This is a genomic window from Xanthomonas sp. NCPPB 1132, from assembly GCF_056629235.1.
This window is the reverse complement of record NZ_CM152819.1, coordinates 867419-885864: the sequence shown is the minus strand read 5'-3', so window position 1 is coordinate 885864 and position 18446 is coordinate 867419. Positions and strand designations below refer to the sequence as shown.

Below are 18446 nucleotides of genomic sequence, written 5' to 3'. Positions count from 1 at the left end.
GCAGGCCGCGCCGCCGTGTCCCGCCCCGCCTGAGACGGCGCTCGGGACGGCCAGGGAGGCACTGTCAGTACCAGGATAAATGAGTCCTTGTACCAGTTTATCGACTGCCCATACTGCGCGCCATGACCACGCCCACCTCCCCCGCTTCCGCCATGTCCGCCACCGCCCCCACCCTGAGCCACCGCGGCCTGGGCATCCTGCTGATCGGGCAGATGCTGCCGCTGATCGACTTCTCCATCCTCAACGTGGCGCTCGGCTCGATCGCGCACACGCTGCATGCGTCTGCGACACAACTGGAACTGATCGTGGCCGTCTACGGCGTCGCCTTCGCGGTGGGCCTGGCGGCGGGCGGCCGGCTCGGCGACAACCTCGGCCGGCGCCGCGTGTTCGGCGCGGGCGTGCTGCTGTTCGGCCTGGCCTCGTTGCTGTGCGGCGTCGCCGGTTCGGTGGGAGCGCTGCTGGCCGGCCGCATCCTGCAGGGCCTGGGGGCGGCGCTGGCGGTGCCGCAGATCCTCGCCACCATCCACGTCAGCCTGCACGGCAAGGCGCACGCCCGGGCGCTGGCGCTGTACGGCTCGCTGGGCGGCATCGCCTTCGTCATCGGCCAGGTGCTGGGCGGATCGCTGGTCAGCGCCAACATCGGCGGCTCCGGCTGGCGCAGCGTGTTCCTGATCAACCTGCCGTTCTGCCTGCTGGCGCTGGCCTGCCTGCGCGCGGTGCCGGAGACCCGCGCGGCACGGCGGATGCTGCCCGACCTGGCCGGCGCCGGGCTGCTGGGGCTGTTCCTGGCCTGCCTGCTGCTGCCGTTGGCGCTGGGCCCTTCCCTGCACTGGCCGCCGGCGTGCCTGGCGGTGCTGGCCGCGTGCCTGCCGCTGCTGGCGGCGCTGGCCCGGGTCGAACTGTGGCAGGAACGCCGCGGACGCACGCCGCTGCTGCCGCCGGCCTTGTTGCGGCTGCCTAGCGTGCGCTTCGCGCTGCTGGTGGGCGGGGTGTTCTTCACCTGCTGGAGCGGCTTCATGTTCGTGCTGGCGCTGACCCTGCAGACCGGCGCCGGGCTGTCGCCGCTGCAGTCGGGCAATGCCTTCATCGTGCTGGGGGCGGCCTACTTCGCCTCGGCACTGGTCAGCGCCCGCGTGGCGACGCGCTGCGGCCCGCTGCCGACGCTATTGCTGGGCTGCGTGGTGCAGATGCTGGGCCTGCTGGCGCTGGGCTGGACGCTGCACGCGGTGTGGCCGCATCCGGGCGCGGGCAACCTGGCGCCGGCGACGGCGCTGATCGGCGCCGGCCAGGCATGGATCGTGGCCAGCTTCTACCGCATCGGCCTGTCGCAGGTGCCCACCGAGCATGCCGGCGCCGGCAGCGCCATGCTCTCCACCATCCTGCAGGCGGCCATGGGCCTGGGGCCGGCGGCACTGGGCGCGATCTACGCGCACGCCTACGGTGGCGGCAGCCTGGCCGCGATGCAGGCGGCGCTGCACAGCGAGTGGCTGGCGATGCTGCTGCTGGTGCTCTGCGCGCTGTTCTACCTGCGCCGGCAGCGCCGCGCCGGCGCATCGTCGACGGCATCGACCGCGGCACTGCCGCCGCTCGCCGACTAGCCTGCGCAGCACCGCCAGCGCGTGTACTGGCGCAACCACGGCAACGATTGCCGGCGGCCGTCCGGCTATAATCCGTCATCCCTTTCGACGCCCTCCGGCTGCCGGCCGGCGGGCGCCCTGCGCCTTTGGAGCTGCCATGTCGCAATACATCTACACCATGAACCGGGTCAGTAAGACCGTGCCGCCCAAGCGCCAGATCATCAAGGACATCTCGCTGTCCTTCTTCCCCGGCGCCAAGATCGGCCTGCTCGGCCTCAACGGCGCCGGCAAGTCCACCGTGCTGAAGATCATGGCCGGCGTGGACACCGATTTCGAAGGCGAGGCGCGTCCGCAGCCCGGCACCAAGGTCGGCTACCTGGCGCAGGAGCCGGAACTGGATCCGAACAAGACCGTGCGCGAGTCGGTCGAGGAAGGCGTGGGCGAAGTGCTGCAGGCGCAGGCCGCGCTGGAAGCGGTGTACGCCGCCTATGCCGAGGAAGGCGCCGATTTCGACGCGTTGGCCAAGGAACAGGAGCGCCTGGAGGCGATCCTGGCCGCCGGCGACGCGCACACCCTGGAAAACCAGCTCGACGTGGCCGCCGACGCGCTGCGGCTGCCGCCGTGGGACGCCAAGATCGCCAACCTGTCCGGCGGCGAGAAGCGCCGCGTGGCGCTGTGCCGGCTGCTGCTGCAGAAGCCGGACATGCTGCTGCTCGACGAACCGACCAACCACCTCGACGCCGAGTCGGTGGAGTGGCTGGAGCAGTTCCTGGCGCGCTACACCGGCACCGTGGTCGCGGTCACCCACGATCGCTACTTCCTCGACAACGCCGCCGAGTGGATCCTGGAACTGGACCGCGGCCGCGGCATTCCGTGGAAGGGCAACTACACCGAATGGCTGATGCAGAAGGACGAGCGCCTGAAGCAGGAAGAGAACCAGGAAAAGGCACGGCAGAAGGCCATCCAGAAGGAACTGGAGTGGGCCCGGCAGAACGCCAAGGGCGGCCGCTCCAAGGGCAAGGCACGTCTGGCGCGCCTGGACGAACTGCAGTCGGTCGACTACCAGAAGCGCAACGAGACCAACGAAATCTTCATTCCGCCGGGCGAGCGCCTGGGCAACTCGGTGATGGAGTTCAAGAACGTCTCCAAGAAGTTCGGCGACCGCCTGCTGATCGACAACCTGTCGATGATCATCCCGCCGGGCGCCATCGTCGGCATCATCGGCCCCAACGGTGCCGGCAAGTCGACCCTGTTCAAGATGATCACCGGGCAGGAGAAGCCGGATTCGGGCGAGATCGTGGTCGGCCCGACCGTGCAGCTGTCGTACGTGGACCAGAGCCGCGACAAGCTGGAAGGCAACCACAACGTGTTCCAGGAGATTTCCGGCGGCCTGGACATCCTCAACATCAACGGCGTGGATATCCAGTCGCGCGCCTACATCGGCCGCTTCAACTTCAAGGGCCAGGACCAGCAGAAGATGGTCGGCTCGCTGTCCGGCGGCGAGCGCGGCCGCCTGCACATGGCCAAGACACTGCTGCAGGGCGGCAACGTGCTGCTGCTCGACGAACCGTCCAACGACCTGGACATCGAGACCCTGCGCGCGCTGGAAGACGCGCTGCTGGAGTTCCCGGGCAACACCTTCGTGATCTCGCACGATCGCTGGTTCCTGGACCGCATCGCCACCCACATCATCGCCTTCGAGGGCGATTCGCACGTGGAGTTCTTCCAGGGCAACTACCGCGAGTACGAGGAAGACAAGAAGCGCCGCATGGGCGACGACGCCGGCCCCAAGCGCCTGCGCTTCAAGGCGCTGAAGTAAGCCGCAGCGCGTTTCTCGCAGCACCCGCCACGGCCCGCTTCGCGCGGGCCGTGTGCGTTTTGGGCATCGCCTGTGATCGGCGCTGTCGTAGGAGCGGCTTCAGCCGCGACCGGGTCGTGACCGGGAACGCCCGGTCGCGGCTGAAGCCGCTTGTGTCAAATAAGGGTCTATCGTTGCAGGTGAGAGCGGAGTGCGGCAGGCCGTTTAGCCGTAGTGCCAGCAAGCACGAGTAGGAGTCAGCGCCGCCGCACCCCGTGTCTCCTGCTTCATCAGCCCGAACAGTTGCCCGAGTCGCGAGCTCGAACTCCACAAGCATGGGCGTCGGCAGGAGTGCTCTCGTGCCTGAGTCTACTGCGGAGAACGTCTATGCGACGCTATATCGGGATCGATGTATCCAAGGCCGAACTGGTCATTCATGTCCTGCCGGACGAGCAGGCCTGGACCCAACCCAATACGCCACAGGGGCAACGCGCGCTGGCCCAACGCCTGGCGGAGCTGGGCTGCGAGCGGATCGTGCTGGAAGCCAGTGGCGGCTACGAACATGCCGTGCTGCAGGTGCTCCGAGAGGCAAACCTGCCGGCAGTGCGGATGGCCGCCGATCGTCCGCGCAAGCTCGCCCAGGCCTTGGGCCTGCATGCCAAGACCGATGCCCTGGACGCGCGCCTGCTGGCCATCGCCGCCCAGCACATCCCGACCATGCCCACGCCCGTGGCGCCCGAGCATCAGCAGTCTCTTCGCGAACTGCTGGACCTGCGTGCCACCCTGGTGAGCCAGCGTGATGCCCATCGGCGGCGCCTGGAGCACATCACCAGCGCCAAGGTGCAACACCGCTGCCGAGAGGTGATCGCCCTGCTGAACCAGCAGATCCAGACATTGACGCAGGAGATCGAGCAGCAGGGCAAGACCTGCTCGAGCCTACCCAAGGTGCCTGGGCTCGGCACGATCCTGCGCGCGGTTCTGGCCGCGCGGCTGCCAGAACTGGGCACGCTGCCGCCACGCAAGCTCGCTGCCATGGTCGGGCTGGCCCCGTTCAATCACGACAGCGGTTGCTGGAAAGGCCAGCGCCGCATCAAAGGCGGACGTGCCGACGTGCGGCGCGTGCTGTACATGGCCACCTGGGCCAGCATCCGCGCCAAATCCCCCTTGGCCAACACTTACGCGCGCCTGCGCGCAGGCGGCAAACCGGCCAAGGTCGCCATCGTCGCCTGCATGCACAAGTTCCTGCGCTGGCTCAATGCCATCGCGCGCGATCAGGCCCCGTACGCTCCTCCTGTCATCGCAGGTGCATGACAGTTGACTCCTACGAAAATCAACATCACAACGCCGATGCCGGCACTACAAGTCGTACGACAGCACGTCCTCGAAGCCGAACTTGTCGAAGTCGCGGATGCGCGAGGGATACAGCCGGCCGATCAGGTGGTCGTGTTCGTGCTGCACCACGCGCGCGTGGAAACCCTCGGCGTCGCGTTGCAGCGGGGTGCCGTCGGGCAGCACGCCGCGGTAGCGGATGTGCCGGTAGCGCGGAATCACCGCGCGCAGCCCGGGAATGGACAGGCAGCCTTCCCAGCCGTCCTCCAGGTCGTCGGACAGCGGCTCGATCTCCACGTTGGCCAGCGCGGTGCGCGGCACCGGCGGCGCATCCGGATAGCGCGCGCTGCGCTCGAAGCCGAATACCATCAACTGCAGGTCCACCGCGATCTGCGGCGCGGCCAGGCCGACGCCGCGCGCGGCATCCATGGTCTCGAACATGTCGGCCACCAGCGCGTGCAGTTGCGCGCTGTCGAAGTCGGTGACCGGCGGCGCCTGGCGCAGCAGACGCGGGTCGCCCATGCGGATGATGTCGCGAATCATGGCGGGCTCCTGTGCGGGGATGGCCGCGATTATCCGCCGTGGCGGCGGCGCGTGCAGCGGGGCGGCGATGTACCGTGCCCCGCAGCGGTGCGATATCTGCACTCCAGCAAAGCGCCGACGCAACGTCGCAGGAGCGGCTTCAGCCGCGACAAGCGTTATCGGAACGCCCGTCGCGGCTGAAGCCGCTCCTACGTACGCCGGGAGCAGCGTGCCTGGCGCGTCCTACTCCGGCACGTACGGCGAAGCCAGCACCTGCGGGCGGCGGCCGAGGCCGGCGCCGAGCCGATCGAGCACGAAGCGCACGTAGAGGTTGGTGCTGAACTGGGTGTAGTCGCGGGCGTTGTTCAGCAGCAGGCGGCCGCCCAGGAACAGTTGCGGGGCGATCTGCCACTCCGCCGCGCCGGCGATGTTGTAGGACATGCCGGTCTTGCTCTGCCCGGCGTAGACCGGCGCGACGTAGCGGTCGGTCAGGCCCAGCAGCGCGGCCAGCGAGGCGGCGTCGTAGGCGGCCTGCTGCATCTGCGCGCTGGTCGGGAAGTACGGGCTGTCGTCGCTGCGGAAGTGCTGCACGCCGACGCTGGCGTCCACGCTCCAGTTGACCGTGCGCCCGGCGGTGCGCCCGCTCCAGTGCACCGGGAAGCCCAGGTCCACGTAGTCCTGCGGGCTGAAGTAGCCGCCCTGGCCGTAGGTGTAGCCGCCCAGGTTCTTGTCGTACTGCATCGCGGTCAGGTTGAGCCCGGCGGTCAGCGACTGGTTTTCGGTGTCCAGCGCGTGCACGTACACGCCCAGGTCGACCTGGCGGTGGTCGTTGCTGGCGACGTTGCGGCCGACCAGGCGGTCGGCGCTGGCGCTGGCGTAGCCGCCGAGCAGGCCGTTGTCGAGGGTGGCCGACAGGCGCAGGCCGTTGCTGGTCACGCCACCCCAGCCGAGCCCGGTGCGGCCGTCGTCGACGCCGCCGAAGGATAGCAGGCTGTCGCTGACCGCGCGGCGGAACACCTCGCCCGAATAGGTGAGGTTGTCGCCGGCCTGGCCGCGATAGCCGACGCCGCCGACGATGCGGCGCTCGGGGAAGCCGACCGGGGTGCTGCCGAGATCGGCGCTGAAGCCGCCGTTCTTGTAGGTCACCGCCATGCCGACGCCGCGCGCGTCCTGGTCCATGCGTCGCGCGCCGTTGCCGTTGGCGGCCATGGTGTACAGCGCCTGGCTGAAGCCGGCCGGCGTCAGCGCCGCGGCAGTGGGGTTGGCGGCGAGGTTGCGGAAGCGGGCGATGTCGGCGGCGCTGAGGTCGGCGCTGCGCGAGGCATCGCCGAGGATGGCGCTGGCCAGCGTACCGATCGCGGTGTCGGCAGCGGTGTTGCCGAGCAGGAACGCCGACAGCGGTTCGGCGTAGAGCGCCTGCAGCGCCGCCGCCTCGCGCTGCGCGTTGGTCAGCGCCGGGTCGGTGTCGTTGAACAGCTTGTTGTACAGCCCGCTGTTGACCGCGTAGGTGCGCAGCGCGTTGCGGGTGGCGTTGCTGTTGCCCTCGGTGAGCAGCAGTTGATACAGGTCACTGCCGACCAGGCTGTCGATCGGCGTGCGGTCGGCGGCCAGGGCATCGCCCATCGCCGCGGCGGGACCGGCGCCGAAGCGGCTGGCGGTGGCGTAGTCGGTGCCGAGCGTGCCGGCGTCGAGCAGGGTCGGGGTGACGTCGACCTGCAGCTTGCCCTCGCCCACCGCGAATTCGCCATGCAGCGGCACTTCCAGATCGCGCAGCCGGCCCAGGCCGGCCTCGCCGTCGCGGGCGCGGTAGCTGGCGCCGGTGGCGAGGCTGTCGCTGTTCTCGGCCTGCACCTCGCGCAGTTCGTCGAGCACGCTGGAGCCGCCGGCGGCGGTGGCCGGTGCGGCCGGCTGGCGCAGCGACGCGCGCGGCGCGGCGGCCAGCAACCCGTCCTCGTCGGGCAGCGCGCGCGGCGCGGTGCGGGTGGTGGTGGCGCGCTGGCCCGGCACCGGCAACGCGGCCAGGGCCACGCCCGCGGCGCTGGCGCTGGCCGGCGGCGGCAGGTCGTCGCCGACGCTCATCGCCGGCGCGGACGTCGGCAGTGCGGACGCCGCGTAGGCCGGGGCCGGCACGCCGCCGCCGAGGCTGTCGGACACCACCGCGGCGCTGCGCGGCATGTGTCCGTTCATGCCGGCGAACGGATTGAGCGGGCGCCCGGCCGCGGCGTAGGACGCCGGGCCGTTGGCGGCCGGCAGGCCGTTGTCGTACTGGCCGGATTGGCGCGCCTGCGCCGCCAGCGCGGCACGGAAATAGCTCTCGGCCTTGCGGTTCTTGCCGGCGCTGCGGTACACGCGCCCGGCAGCGGCAAGCACCTGCGGCGAATCCGGCGCCTGCGCCAGCGCGCGCTGCAGGTAGTCCTCGGCGCTGTGCAGGTCGCGCAGCGCGGCGGCGGTGTTGGCCGCGGCGATCAGCGTGTCCAGGTCGTTGGGCGATTGCTGCAGTTGCTGCTGGTACAGCACCAGCGCCTGGCGCTGGTCGCCGGCGGCGGCGTACAGCCGCGCCAGCGCGGCCACCGCCTGCGGATCCTGGTTCTGCTGCGCCAGCAGCGGCGCCAGCGCGTCGTAGGCGGCTTCGAGGTTGCCGAGTTCGCGCAGCGCATCGACCTGGCGCAGCACGTAGCCACTGCGCAGCGCCTGGTAGCGGCGCTGCTGTTCGGCGCTCATCTCGCTGTCGCGCAACTGGCGCAGGGTGGCGGCCAGTTCGGCGTCCTGGTGCGCGCGCAGCAGCACGCCGGCGTACTGCAGGCGCGCCTCGGTGGAGGGGTTCTGCGCGACCAGGCGCTGCGCCAGGGTCAGCGCGCGCTGGTTGCTGCCGATGTCGGCGTAGGCGCCAGCCATCGCCGCCAGCAGCGCCGGCTGCTCCAGCGCCTCGCCCAGCGCGGCCTCGGTACGGCCGAGCAGCAACTGCGCTTCGCCGCCGCGGCCCTGCTTTTGCAGCAGGCGTGCCTGGGCCGCCTGCTGTTCCACCCAGGCGGTGTTGCGCAGCGCGCTCATCTCGGCGGTGCGCGCACTGGCCGGGATGCGCTCCAGGCTGGCGTAGGCGCTGGCCCAGTCGCCGCGTTCCTGCGCCAGCAGCGCATTGGCGTACAGCGCCTCGGGCATGTCGCCATGCACCGCGAGCAGGCCGTCCATGACGCTGCGCGCCTGGTCGGGACGCCCGGCCTGCTGGTACAGCCGCGCCAGGTCCAGCCGCACCCACGGGTCGCCCGGGTTGTCGACCATCGCCTTCTCCAGCTCGCTCTGCGCGGTGACGGTGTCGCCGGCCTCCAGCGCCTGCTGCGCGCGGGCGCGCTGCAGGTTGGCTTTCAATGCGGACTCGCCGCCGGCCTGCTGGCGCTGCGCCGGGCTGAGCCTGGCGAACAAGGCACTGGCCTCGTTGGCGCGGCCCTGGCGGCTGTACAGGGCGATCAGGCCCTGCAGCGCGCCGGCATCATCGGCGTGCAGGCGCAGCGCCTCGCGGTAGCTCTTTTCGGCGGCGGCGGCATCGCTGGCCGACTGCAGGTCGCCTAGCAGCGCGTAGCCGGCAGCTTCCTCGGGCTTGAGCTTGAGCGCCTGCTGGACCAGGCGCAGCGCGGCGTCGGTGTCGCCGCGGGTGCGCGCGGCCTGCGCCTGCTGCAATTGCAGCCAGTAGCGCGCGCTGTCCAGCGCGCTGCGCCACTTGCCGTTGGCGGCCGCGGCCGGGCGCAGCAGTTCCTGCGCTTCGCCGAAACGCTGCTGGCGCAGCCGCACCGAGCCCAGCCCGCCGAGCGCCTCGGCATCGCGCGGACGCGCGCGTAGTACCTGCGCGAAGCGCTGTTCGGCCAGGGCCAGGTTGCCGGCGTTGAGCGCCTTGAAGCCCTCGCCCAGTTGCTCGCCGGCCGGGTCGCCGCCGCCTTGCGCGCGGCGTTCCTGCAGTTCCGCGGCCTTCTTGGCGACCTCGGCATCGTTCGGATTGGCGGCCAGGAACGCCTGGTACAGCGGCGCATCGGCGAGGCCAGCGTTGAGCCACAGCAGGGCCTGGCGCCACGCGGCGCGGGCCGGGCCGGCGACATCGGCGCGCTTGCTCAGCGCGGCGAGCTGGGCGATGCCCTCGCGCCGCGACGGTTCGCGGTAGGTCTGCACCTGCGCCAGCGCCAGCGCCGCGGCGGTGTTGTCCGGCTGCGCGGCGGCCAGGCGGCGCAGGCCGTCGCGGGCGCCGTCCCAGCCTTGTGGGGTGCCGGCCAGCGCCTGGTAGTACTCCAGCGCCAGCGAGTCCGGCGGTCCCTTGCCGTCGAACAGCGCCTGGTAGGCGCGCACTGCGTCCACGTAACGGCCGGCGGCGGCGGCGCGGCGCGCGTTGCGCAGGTCGGCGTTGTCGCCGGTGCCGCCGATCGACATCGCCAGGCGCTGGGTCTGCGGCGCCTGCGGATGCGCCTTCTGCAGCTGCGCCAGGCGCTTGCGCGCATCGGTCTGGCGGCCCTGCGCCAGGTCGATCTGGGCCAGGCCCAGCAGCGCGTCGGGCTGGTTCGGATCGACCTGCAGCAACTTGCGCCAGGCGTCGGCGGCGAGATCGTCGCGGCCCTGGTCGTGCCAGTAGTTGCCCTGGCTGACCAGTTGCTGGGTGGCGCCGGCGTTCTGCGCCTGCGCGCTGCCGGCGAGCAGGCACAGGTCGATCATGCCGGCAAGGTACAGGGGCTTGAGGTTCATGCGGAGCATTGGGTTCTCCAGGCGGGCTGCAGCGCGCCGTCTGCGGAAAAGCGGTAGCGGTTGTCGAGCCAGGCGCGTCCGAACAGGATCAGCACCCGGTCGTAGTAGGGAAGCCGGGCCGCGGCGGTGTCGCCGGGCGCGGGAATGCGTTGCGCCTGGGCCTTGAGCAGCGCCGGTTCGCGCAGCGCGCTCAGATACGGCAACAGCGCCGCAGCGAAGCCGGGCGGCGCCTGGCCGTTGCCGACGCCCTGGCGGGTGTCGATCTTCTCGTCAAGGCGGCCCTGTGCGCGCAGTTGCTGCAGCGGGCCGGACAGGTCGTCGAGCAGCGCCTTGCGCAGCGGATCGGCGGCATCGAGCATGCCGGCCCACAGGTACACGCGGATCGCGTCGTAGCTGCCGATCGCGCCCTTGTCCGGATCGACGCCGAACGTGCGACCGTCCCAGGCGATCCAGTCCGGTGCGAACCCGACCGGCGCACTGTCGCGCAGCATCCGCGCGCTGCGCGTGGCCAGGCCGGCCCACGGCCCTTTCGGATCGACCGCGGCGAAGCGCCGCAGCAACTGCAGCGGCAGGTAGCTGGGGTTGAGCGTCCAGCGCTGCGGCTGGACGAAGCCCTTGGCCGCCGGCAACAGCATGCTGCCGAACCCGGGCAGCTCGGCCAGCTCGGTGCGCCGCACCAGCGCCAGCATCTGCAGACCGGCCTGGGTGTAGCCGGGCCGCTGCCACAGGCGCCCGGCCTCGAGCAGCACGTAGGCGATCCACAGGTCGGCGTCGCTGGCGCTGTTGCTGTCGAGCACGCGCCAGCTGCCGTCGCTGGCGCGGCCCCACAGCCAGGCCGGCAGCACCTGCTGCGGGCGGCCGCCGCACAGGTTGTGCCGGGTCCAGCCGAGCACGCGCTCGAACAGCACCTGGTCGTTGGCCACCAGCGCGAAGAACAGCGCGTAGGACTGGCCCTCGGAAGTGCTGCGCTGGTCGGCGTGCTGGAAATCGATCACCCTCCCGCTGGCATCGAGATGCTTGGCGACGAATGCGGTCCACTCGCGCCACGGCGCGCAGGCCGGCGCCACCGCCAGCGCGGCCCGCGCCGGCGGCAACAGCGTCGCCGCACCGGCGGCGAGAAGGCCGCCGAGCAGGCGCCGGCGTTGGCCGGTGTGTGCGTTCACTGCCCTTCCTGCAGCCGCGCCGCCGAATGTCTGCGCAGCACCACGCGCGCAGCCAGCGCCAGCAGCACGCTCAGCACCACCACCGCCAGGCCGAGCAGCAGCGGATGCTGCGAGAAGTACCAGCGCGCCCAGGTCGGCAGCGGCAGGTGGCCGACGTAGTAGGTCTGGTCGCCGGCCAGGCTGCGCACCTTGCCCTTCTGCAGCAGCACCACGCTGCCCTGGAAGTCCTTCAGCGTGGCCGGCTCCAGCCAGGCGTCGAAGAAGTCCTCGACGCTGGCCGGATCCTCGGCCAGCAGTGCGACCACGCTGCGCCCGGCCTTCAGCGGCGACTGGAAGCCCATCAGCACCACGTCGCCGGGCGCCGGCTTCACCGCGACCTCGGCGGTGGTCGGCAGATCGGTGCGACGCGCGTCGAACGAGAGGAACCCGGGCAGCTTGTCCAGCACCCAGTCGCTCATCGAGAAGCGCCGGCCGCTGGCGCCGTCGCCGATCGGCAGGGCCGCGCTCCAGCGCTGGAACAGAGGCTGCGAGCGCAGGCTGCCGAACACCAGCAGGTCGCTGTCGGCGTGCTGGTCGACCTCGGCGGCATGGATCAGGGTCACCCGCAGCGCCGGGTAGCCGGTGGACGCGCCGAGCCGGCCGAGCAGGGTCAGCAGGTTGGCCATGTCCTGGTCGCCGATCTCGTCCGGCACCACCACGGTGGACTCGGACAGGTCGGCCAGGCGCGTGAACGGGAATCCGGCATTGCCGAACGCGGCCAGGTTCGGCATCGCCATGTAGTGATGGAACGAGCGCAGGTCCACGCTGGAGTCGGCATCGATCGCGCCGGACACGTCGGGGAAGGTGTTCTTGCACGCCTGCGCCTGCGGGCGGTCGAAGAAGAAATGGAAACGCAGCTGACTGTTGGCCGAGAACGGCCCGGTCGGCAGCAGCAGTTGCTGCTCCACCGGCATCGCGCCCTTGGGCGAGAGTTCGTGCCACCAGCGCAGCGGCAGCGACTCGGCATAGGCGTGGCCGGTCAGCGGCAGCGTGGTGACGAAGGCGTCGTTGATGCTGACGTTGAGCGCGGACTTGTTCTGCGTCTCCGGCACCGTGTAGCGGTAGCGCAGGTTGACCGGGATGCCGTCGCGCTGCCACACAAACAGGTCCGGCGGCAGCTGCAGGCCGACCCGGATCAGGTCGGGGTGGTAGCCGCTGACGTTCAGTTGCGAGGTCTGCGCCACCAGGTCGCCGAAGCGCACCGGCCGATCGCTGGAGATCCAGTTCGGCGCGTCGTAGGGCTTGCGCGGCTGCGCCTGCTTGAGTTCGCCGATGCGCGCCACCGGACCATTGAACGGTGTGCCCAGGCTCAGCGCGGTGGCGGCCTGCTGCAGGTCGTTGTCGTCGCGGCCCAGCACCAGCAGCAGCTTGCCGGTGGCATCGCGCGGGTTGGCGATCATCGCCAGGGTCGGGCCGGCGATCTCGCTCAGGCCGGCCTGGGTCGCCGCCAGTTCCGCCGGCAGGGTCGCGGCGGTGGCGAACAGCACCGCGTTGCCGGTGGCCGGCACGTCGCCGATGGCCACGCCGAACGCGGCGCCGCGGTAGCCGGCCTGCGCGCCGAACCAGGAGGCGACGATGCCGGCGCTGCGCAGCGTGGCCAGGTCCGGGCGCTGCGGGAACACGAACGGCAGTTCCAGCCGGCGCGTGTCGCGCTTGTCGTAGAACGGCACCGGCAACAGCGCCAGGTCGTTGCGCAGCACCAGCGGCGTGGCGGTCAGCGACAGCCGCGTGGCCGGATCGATGTTGGCCCACAGGCTGGTGTGGTCCGGATCCTCGCAGTCGCGGGTGTAGTGGCCGATCAACTGCAGGTTGAGCCGGTTGTAGTCGCTGATCAGGCGCGGATCGATCCGCACGTCGCTCTGCTGCAGCCTGCCGGCGTTCTCGCGGCTGACCGGCAGGGTCGCCACGGTGACGCCGTTGACGCTGACCTTCAGGTGCGACAGGTCCGGCAGCAGCGCCGGCGAGTAGCTGTAGACCAGGTGCAGGTTCGCTGCCTGCACCACTTCGTCGGTGCGGGTGCTGAAGGCGATGCCGGCACTGCCCTGGATGCCGCGCAGGGTCATTTCGTAGTCCACGCCGAGCTGCTTGAGCGTGGCCGAGCGCTCGCGTTCGGCCGGAGACGGCTGCGGCGTGGCGGTCGCGGCGGCGGGAAGGGTCGGCTCCTGGGCCAGGGCGAGGCCGGAGAGGACCGTGAGACAGCACGCAGCCAGGGCGGGTAGACGCATCGACGGCAACCGGAGGGAAGTGAGAGAGAGGAAGGAACGCGACACGACGCAACGGCGACTCACGGCGCGGCCTCCTCGCCGGCGGTGCGGCCGCGCCAGCCGCTGCGCGCGCTGCTGGCGACGTGCTGGCCGAGGCGTTTGAAGCCGCGCATGCTGGCCGCGAACACGCGCCCCAGCGACACCCAGAAGCGGTCGCGGTCGTGGCGGCCCCACTGCGACACCCAGATGTCGGCGCGGGCGAAGGTGCAGGCCACCAGCCAGCGTTCCTGCTCGATCGACATCGGCCGGAACTGGATGCTGATTTCGCCGTCGCGGTCGTGGCGCACCATTGCCGGCAGGCGCTTGGAGCTGCCGCGCTGCGGCAGCGCGATCTCCACCGGCAGGTCCGGCTCCACCGGCACCGGCGCGAGCAGGCGCAGCGCCATGCCGCCGGTGGAGAAGTTGACCGTGCGGCAATCCAGTTCGCGGCCATCGGCCAGGTGCAGCGTGGCCGGGATGTCCAGCGGCACGCGGTGCGAGCGGCGCACCTGGCGCATCTCGCTGGCGGTGGCGATGGTGGCGCCGAGCAACAGCACGTTGTAGGCGGTCCAGGCCAGGTTGAACCAGATCGTCTGCGCCTCGCCGCCGGCCTGCACGCTGAGCAGGCGCATCACCCCGGCGGCCAGGCCGGCCAGGTTGAGCACCAGCAGGAACAGATACGGCTTGGCGATCTGTCCGTCGAAGTAACTGCGCGGCACCAGGCCACCCTTGGGGGTGACGTTGAACTTGCCGAGCTTGGGATTGAACAGCGCCACCAGCGTCGGGCGCAGGATGTACCAGGCCAGGGTGGTCTCGTAGACCTCGTTCCACAGCAGGTGGCGGAACTTGCCCTGGGTGCGCAGGTTGGTCAGGTTGGCCTGCAGGATGTGCGGCAGCGCGTAGGCCAGGATCATCAGCGCCGAGGCGTGGATCACGTGCGCGCCGAAGAACAGGAAGGCCAGCGGCGCGGTGAGGTAGACGATGCGCGGCAGCCCGTAGAAGAAGTGCAGCATGGCGTTGGCGTAGCACAGCCGCTGCGACAGACGCAGGCCCTTGCCCAGCAGCGGGTTGTCCAGCCGCGCGATCTGCGCCATGCCGCGCGCCCAGCGGATGCGCTGGGCGACGTGGCCGGACAGGCTCTCGGTGGCCAGGCCGGCGGCCTGCGGCACCGCGATGTAGGCGCTGCGGTAGCCGCGCCGGTGCAGCTTCAGCGCGGTATGCGCGTCCTCGGTGACGGTCTCCACCGCCACTCCGCCCACTTCCTCCAGCGGCTTGCGCTTGATCACCGTGCACGAGCCGCAGAAGAAGGTGGCGTCCCACTGGTCGTTGCCGTCCTGCAGCAGGCCGTAGAACAGCTCGCCCTCGTTGGGCACCTTGCCGTGGTTGCCGAGATTGCGCTCGAACGGATCGGCCGAGAAGAAGTAGTGCGGCATCTGCACCACCGCCAGCTTGGCGTCGCGCAGGAACCAGCCCATCGCCACCTGCAGGAACGAGCGCGTGGGGATGTGGTCGCAGTCGAAGATCGCCACGTACTCGCCGCTGGACTTCTTCAGCGCGGCGTTGATGTTGCCGGCCTTGGCGTGGAAGTTGTTGGTGCGGGTGACGTAGTGGATGCCGACCTGCGCGCAGAACGCGCGGAACTCCTCGCGGCGGCCGTCGTCGAGCAGGTAGATGTTGAGCTTGTCGGCCGGCCAGTCCATCACGCTGGCGGCGAGGATGGTCGAGCGCACCACCGACAGCGGTTCGTTGTAGGTGGGAATGAACAGATCGACGCTGGGCCATTGCTGCTGGTCGGCCGGCAGCGGCAGCGGCCGCCGATTGAGCGGCCACAGCACCTGGAAGTAACCCAGCGCCAGGATCACGAACGCGTACAGTTCGGCCAGCAGCAGGCCCAGGCCCAGGCTCAGGTCGATCGGGCTGCTCATGCCCACGGTCTGGGTCAGGCGCCACCAGATGTAGCGCGAGGACACCGCCAGCGACAGCGCCATCATCACCAGGATCGCCAGGCGGCTGCCACTGCGCCGCAGCAGCATGGCCGCGGCGAACACCACCAGCGAGAACAGCAGTTGCTGCGGCACATCCATCGGGATGGCGACGACGAAGACCAGCAACACGGCGCCCAGCAGCCATAGCGACCAATTGGCCAGGACATGCAGCGGGCGCGCGGCACGCGACGCGGAGGCAGCGCTCATCGGCGATTCCTAACAAGGGGAGGAGGTCGGCGCGCGGTCTTCCCCACCGCGCGGCGACGGCAAACAGGTGCGGCGCCCGCAGGCGCCGCGTGACATCAACGATTCAAGAAGCGCTTGAGCGGTCCGCCCGGCGCCGGCACGGTGGCCTCGCGGCCGACCTCGAGCAGGCGCTGGAACAGCTGCTGCAACGGCGTGCCGGTCGCGGCGGCCGTGCCGGCAGCCGGCGCAGCCGCGGCGGGCGCCATCGGCAACGGCGCGGCAGGCGCCGGTGCCGCCGGCCTGGGCTCGATCGCGGCGCGTACCACCGACAACACCGGCGCCGGCGCGGCGGGCACCGGAGCGGCAGGCGCCGCTGGCGGCGCGGCGGCCGGTTCGGCGGCGCTGAGCCGGTCGGCGGAGAAATCCTGGTACGCGGTGGCACCGCTGCTGCCGAGCTTGGCGAACAGGCTGGAGACGTCGTCGCCGGTTTCGGCACCCGTCTGCTTGGACTTCTTGGACATGACGCCCCTCATGACGATCTGAAAATAATCGGTCGCTACCGCCGCGCTCAGCCGGCCCTGGCCAGCACCAAACGCCGCAGGTCTTCGTTCCCGGACGACAACGCACGCACGCCCAGGCCGGCCGACATCCCCACCTGCACGAACCATGCCTGATACACCCCCTCCAGGAACCCGTCGGCACCGCTGGCCTGCCCGGCCAGGCCGATGTGCAGCGGCGAGCCGGCATGCAGCAACTCGACGCGGTCGGCGTGCTCCTCGAAGCGCGCGTAGCCCCATTCCAGCCGGTCCCAGACGCGGTTGGCCGCGTCCTCCAGTTCCTGCAGGGTGCTGCAGGCGCCGACCGGGTGCTCGACCGCGAAGCGGCGGCCGATGCGCGCCATCAGCAGGGCCAGGTCCTCGGCGCCCAGTTCGGCGGCGAATTCCTCGGCCAGCGCGCGCAGAAAACCGCGCCACTGCCGCGAACAGGCGTGGGTGCGGTAATGGGTCTGCAACGCGTGAACGCTCATCGAGGAAGTCTCTGGCCAGGGACGGAACGACAACGGCGTAGCGGCTGTAGCGCCTCGGACCGGCCACTGGCGGCCGTCACTATTGCGACACAGTTCTCACTTTGCAATGCAGTGTATCTCACTCTTTCTTCACAGCAAAGCCCTCGCAGACGGAAATGCGACCGTTGCCCGGCCGCCAGCGGTCGGCGCGCACGGGCCGGCCATTCCCGGCTCAGGGCTGCTCCTCGGCCGGCACCTGGAACACCTGCCGCAGGTAGGCCAGATAGGCGGGGTCGTCGCAAAGGGTCTTGCCGGGCGAGTCGCTGAGCTTGGCCACCGGCTGACCGTTGCAGCGGACCATCTTGATCACGATCTGCAGCGGCACCAGGCCCAGGTCGTTGGTCAGGTGCGTGCCGACGCCGAACGCCAGCATGCAGCGGTCGCGGAAATGCGCGTACAGCCGCATCACCTTGTCGATGTCCAGCCCGTCGCTGAACACCAGGTTCTTGCTGCGCGGATCCACCCGGTGCCGCTGCAGGTGCGCCAGGATCCGCTCGCCCCACTCGAACGGATCGCCGGAATCGTGGCGCATGCCGTCGAACAGCTTGCAGAAGTACAGATCGAAATCGCGCAGGAACGCATCCAGGCCGACCACGTCCGACAGCGCGATGCCGAGATCGCCGCGGTACTCGCGCGCCCACGATTCCAGCGCCGCCGCCTGCGAATCGCGCAGCCGCGGCCCCAGCGCCTGGAACGCCTGCAGGTACTCGTGCGCCATCGTGCCCAGCGGGGTCAGGCCATAGCGGCGGGCGAAGTACACGTTGCTGGTGCCGACGAACTGCTTGCCCAGGGTCTGCTGCAGCACCGGCAGCAATTCGCCGTGCCAGGCGCGCGAATAGCGGCGGCGGGTGCCGTAGTCGGCGATGGCGCAGTTGTCGTAGCCCGGAGTGTCGCGCAGCAACGCGATCTTGGCCTGCAGGCGGCGCAGGCCTTCGGCATGGTCGGCACCGCCGGCATTGCGGAACCACACCTCGTTGACGATCGCCAGCAGCGGCACCTCGAAGAGGATGGTGTGCAGCCACGGCCCGCGGATGCGCAGCTCGATCTCGCCGGGCACGCTGGTCGAGGCCTGCAACTGCAAGTACTTGCGATCCAGGTGGAACAGCGCCAGGAAATCGACGAAGTCCGGCTTGATGAAGCGCATCGCGCGCAGGTAGTCCAGCTCGTCCTCGCGGAAGCGCAGCGCACACAGCGCGTCGATCTCTTCGGAGATCTGCGGCAGGCATTGCGCCAGGTCGATGCCCGGGGTGCGGCACTTGAAGCGGTATTCCACCTGCGCGCCGGGATGCTGATGCAGCACCGCCTGCATCATGGTGAACTTGTAGAGGTCGGTGTCCAGCAGCGAGTCGATGATCATCCGCCGATTATGCGCTCAGTGCGTTGCATGCCCCGTCTTCGTGTTTTTCTGTGGGAGCGTCAGCCGCGACCGGGCGTTTCCTATAAGGTGCGGCCGCGGCTGAAGCCGCACAATTCAGCCATGGTGACAACAAGTGCAAGAGCAAAGCTTTCGCCTTGCGGCGAGTTACTTTTCTTTGCTCGCGCAAAGAAAAGTAACCAAAAGAAAGCGCGCCCTGCCTCGCGCCCTCCGCGCTAACGCGCTCCGGGTCCGCGTCCATCCCGGGGATCCGCGGAAGGGGCTTGGCTGCTTCGCAGCCAAGTCCGGGGCAGTCGCCTCACGGCGCCAGCCCGCCAGCCGGGGCGAAGCAGTGCTTCGCCTTTTCCGGCGAGCCCTGCCCTGCCGCGGACGGCGCACATCCATGTGCGCCGCCCTTCGGGTGTTTCCCCGCGCTGGCCGCCGCTTCGGAAGGGAACCCGG

11 protein-coding genes are annotated in these 18446 nt (G+C 70.3%); 3 read left to right on the top strand and 8 right to left on the bottom strand.

The features are described from left to right. Positions 1-152 precede the first annotated feature (152 nt). The 3 genes from AC1G9L_RS03850 (at position 153) to AC1G9L_RS03840 (ending at position 4686) form a co-directional block, all read left to right on the top strand. Positions 153-1598 (top strand): MFS transporter, encoded by a 1446-nt coding sequence (locus AC1G9L_RS03850; protein WP_481070311.1) that lies wholly within the window; start codon positions 153-155, stop codon positions 1596-1598. A gap of 136 nt (positions 1599-1734) precedes the next feature. Continuing rightward, positions 1735-3396, top strand: a complete 1662-nt coding sequence (ettA, locus tag AC1G9L_RS03845) for an energy-dependent translational throttle protein EttA (RefSeq protein ID WP_019802060.1) — start codon at positions 1735-1737, stop codon at positions 3394-3396. Between the two features lie 366 nt (positions 3397-3762). Next, entirely contained in the window at positions 3763-4686 is a 924-nt protein-coding gene (locus AC1G9L_RS03840; RefSeq protein WP_481070310.1) for an IS110 family transposase, read from the top strand. Positions 4687-4731: 45 nt separating this feature from the next. Here AC1G9L_RS03840 and AC1G9L_RS03835 read toward each other — a convergent pair whose 3' ends face one another. The 8 genes from AC1G9L_RS03835 to pncB all read right to left on the bottom strand — a co-directional run bounded on the left by AC1G9L_RS03835 (position 4732) and on the right by pncB (position 17987). Then, on the bottom strand, positions 4732-5247 hold the full coding sequence (locus AC1G9L_RS03835; RefSeq protein ID WP_010341952.1) for a peptide deformylase: 516 nt from the start codon (positions 5245-5247) through the stop codon (positions 4732-4734). A gap of 222 nt (positions 5248-5469) precedes the next feature. After that, positions 5470-9957: a cellulose synthase subunit BcsC-related outer membrane protein gene (locus AC1G9L_RS03830; RefSeq protein WP_481070309.1), complete on the bottom strand. Its 4488-nt coding sequence runs from the start codon at positions 9955-9957 to the stop codon at positions 5470-5472. Continuing rightward, positions 9945-11111: a cellulose synthase complex periplasmic endoglucanase BcsZ gene (bcsZ, locus tag AC1G9L_RS03825; protein ID WP_481070308.1), complete on the bottom strand. Its 1167-nt coding sequence runs from the start codon at positions 11109-11111 to the stop codon at positions 9945-9947. The genes AC1G9L_RS03830 and bcsZ overlap by 13 nt, the downstream gene beginning before the upstream one ends. Next, entirely contained in the window at positions 11108-13375 is a 2268-nt protein-coding gene (gene bcsB, locus AC1G9L_RS03820; protein WP_481070307.1) for a cellulose biosynthesis cyclic di-GMP-binding regulatory protein BcsB, read from the bottom strand. The genes bcsZ and bcsB overlap by 4 nt, the downstream gene beginning before the upstream one ends. 59 nt (positions 13376-13434) lie before the next feature. Beyond that, on the bottom strand, positions 13435-15585 hold the full coding sequence (gene bcsA, locus AC1G9L_RS03815) for a UDP-forming cellulose synthase catalytic subunit (RefSeq protein WP_010343617.1): 2151 nt from the start codon (positions 15583-15585) through the stop codon (positions 13435-13437). Between the two features lie 95 nt (positions 15586-15680). Next, a complete protein-coding gene (locus tag AC1G9L_RS03810; protein ID WP_481070306.1) occupies positions 15681-16085 on the bottom strand; it encodes a hypothetical protein in 405 nt (134 codons plus the stop codon). Positions 16086-16132: 47 nt separating this feature from the next. Next, positions 16133-16591, bottom strand: coding sequence for a cellulose biosynthesis protein BcsD (bcsD, locus tag AC1G9L_RS03805; protein ID WP_481070305.1), 459 nt, complete (start codon positions 16589-16591; stop codon positions 16133-16135). 211 nt (positions 16592-16802) lie between these two features. Then, positions 16803-17987, bottom strand: a complete 1185-nt coding sequence (gene pncB, locus AC1G9L_RS03800) for a nicotinate phosphoribosyltransferase (RefSeq protein ID WP_019801445.1) — start codon at positions 17985-17987, stop codon at positions 16803-16805. Positions 17988-18446 lie beyond the last annotated feature (459 nt).

Bases quoted from the DNA above. Each gene is read 5' to 3' on its own strand.
- bcsB (WP_481070307.1), bottom strand. From the start codon at position 13,375: ATGCGTCTACCCGCCCTGGCTGCGTGCTGTCTCACGGTCCTCTCCGGC.
- AC1G9L_RS03840 (WP_481070310.1), top strand. From the start codon at position 3,763: ATGCGACGCTATATCGGGATCGATGTATCCAAGGCCGAACTGGTCATT.
- pncB (WP_019801445.1), bottom strand. From the start codon at position 17,987: ATGATCATCGACTCGCTGCTGGACACCGACCTCTACAAGTTCACCATG.
- bcsA (WP_010343617.1), bottom strand. From the start codon at position 15,585: ATGAGCGCTGCCTCCGCGTCGCGTGCCGCGCGCCCGCTGCATGTCCTG.
- AC1G9L_RS03810 (WP_481070306.1), bottom strand. From the start codon at position 16,085: ATGTCCAAGAAGTCCAAGCAGACGGGTGCCGAAACCGGCGACGACGTC.
- bcsD (WP_481070305.1), bottom strand. From the start codon at position 16,591: ATGAGCGTTCACGCGTTGCAGACCCATTACCGCACCCACGCCTGTTCG.
- ettA (WP_019802060.1), top strand. From the start codon at position 1,735: ATGTCGCAATACATCTACACCATGAACCGGGTCAGTAAGACCGTGCCG.
- AC1G9L_RS03850 (WP_481070311.1), top strand. From the start codon at position 153: ATGTCCGCCACCGCCCCCACCCTGAGCCACCGCGGCCTGGGCATCCTG.
- AC1G9L_RS03830 (WP_481070309.1), bottom strand. From the start codon at position 9,957: ATGCTCCGCATGAACCTCAAGCCCCTGTACCTTGCCGGCATGATCGAC.
- AC1G9L_RS03835 (WP_010341952.1), bottom strand. From the start codon at position 5,247: ATGATTCGCGACATCATCCGCATGGGCGACCCGCGTCTGCTGCGCCAG.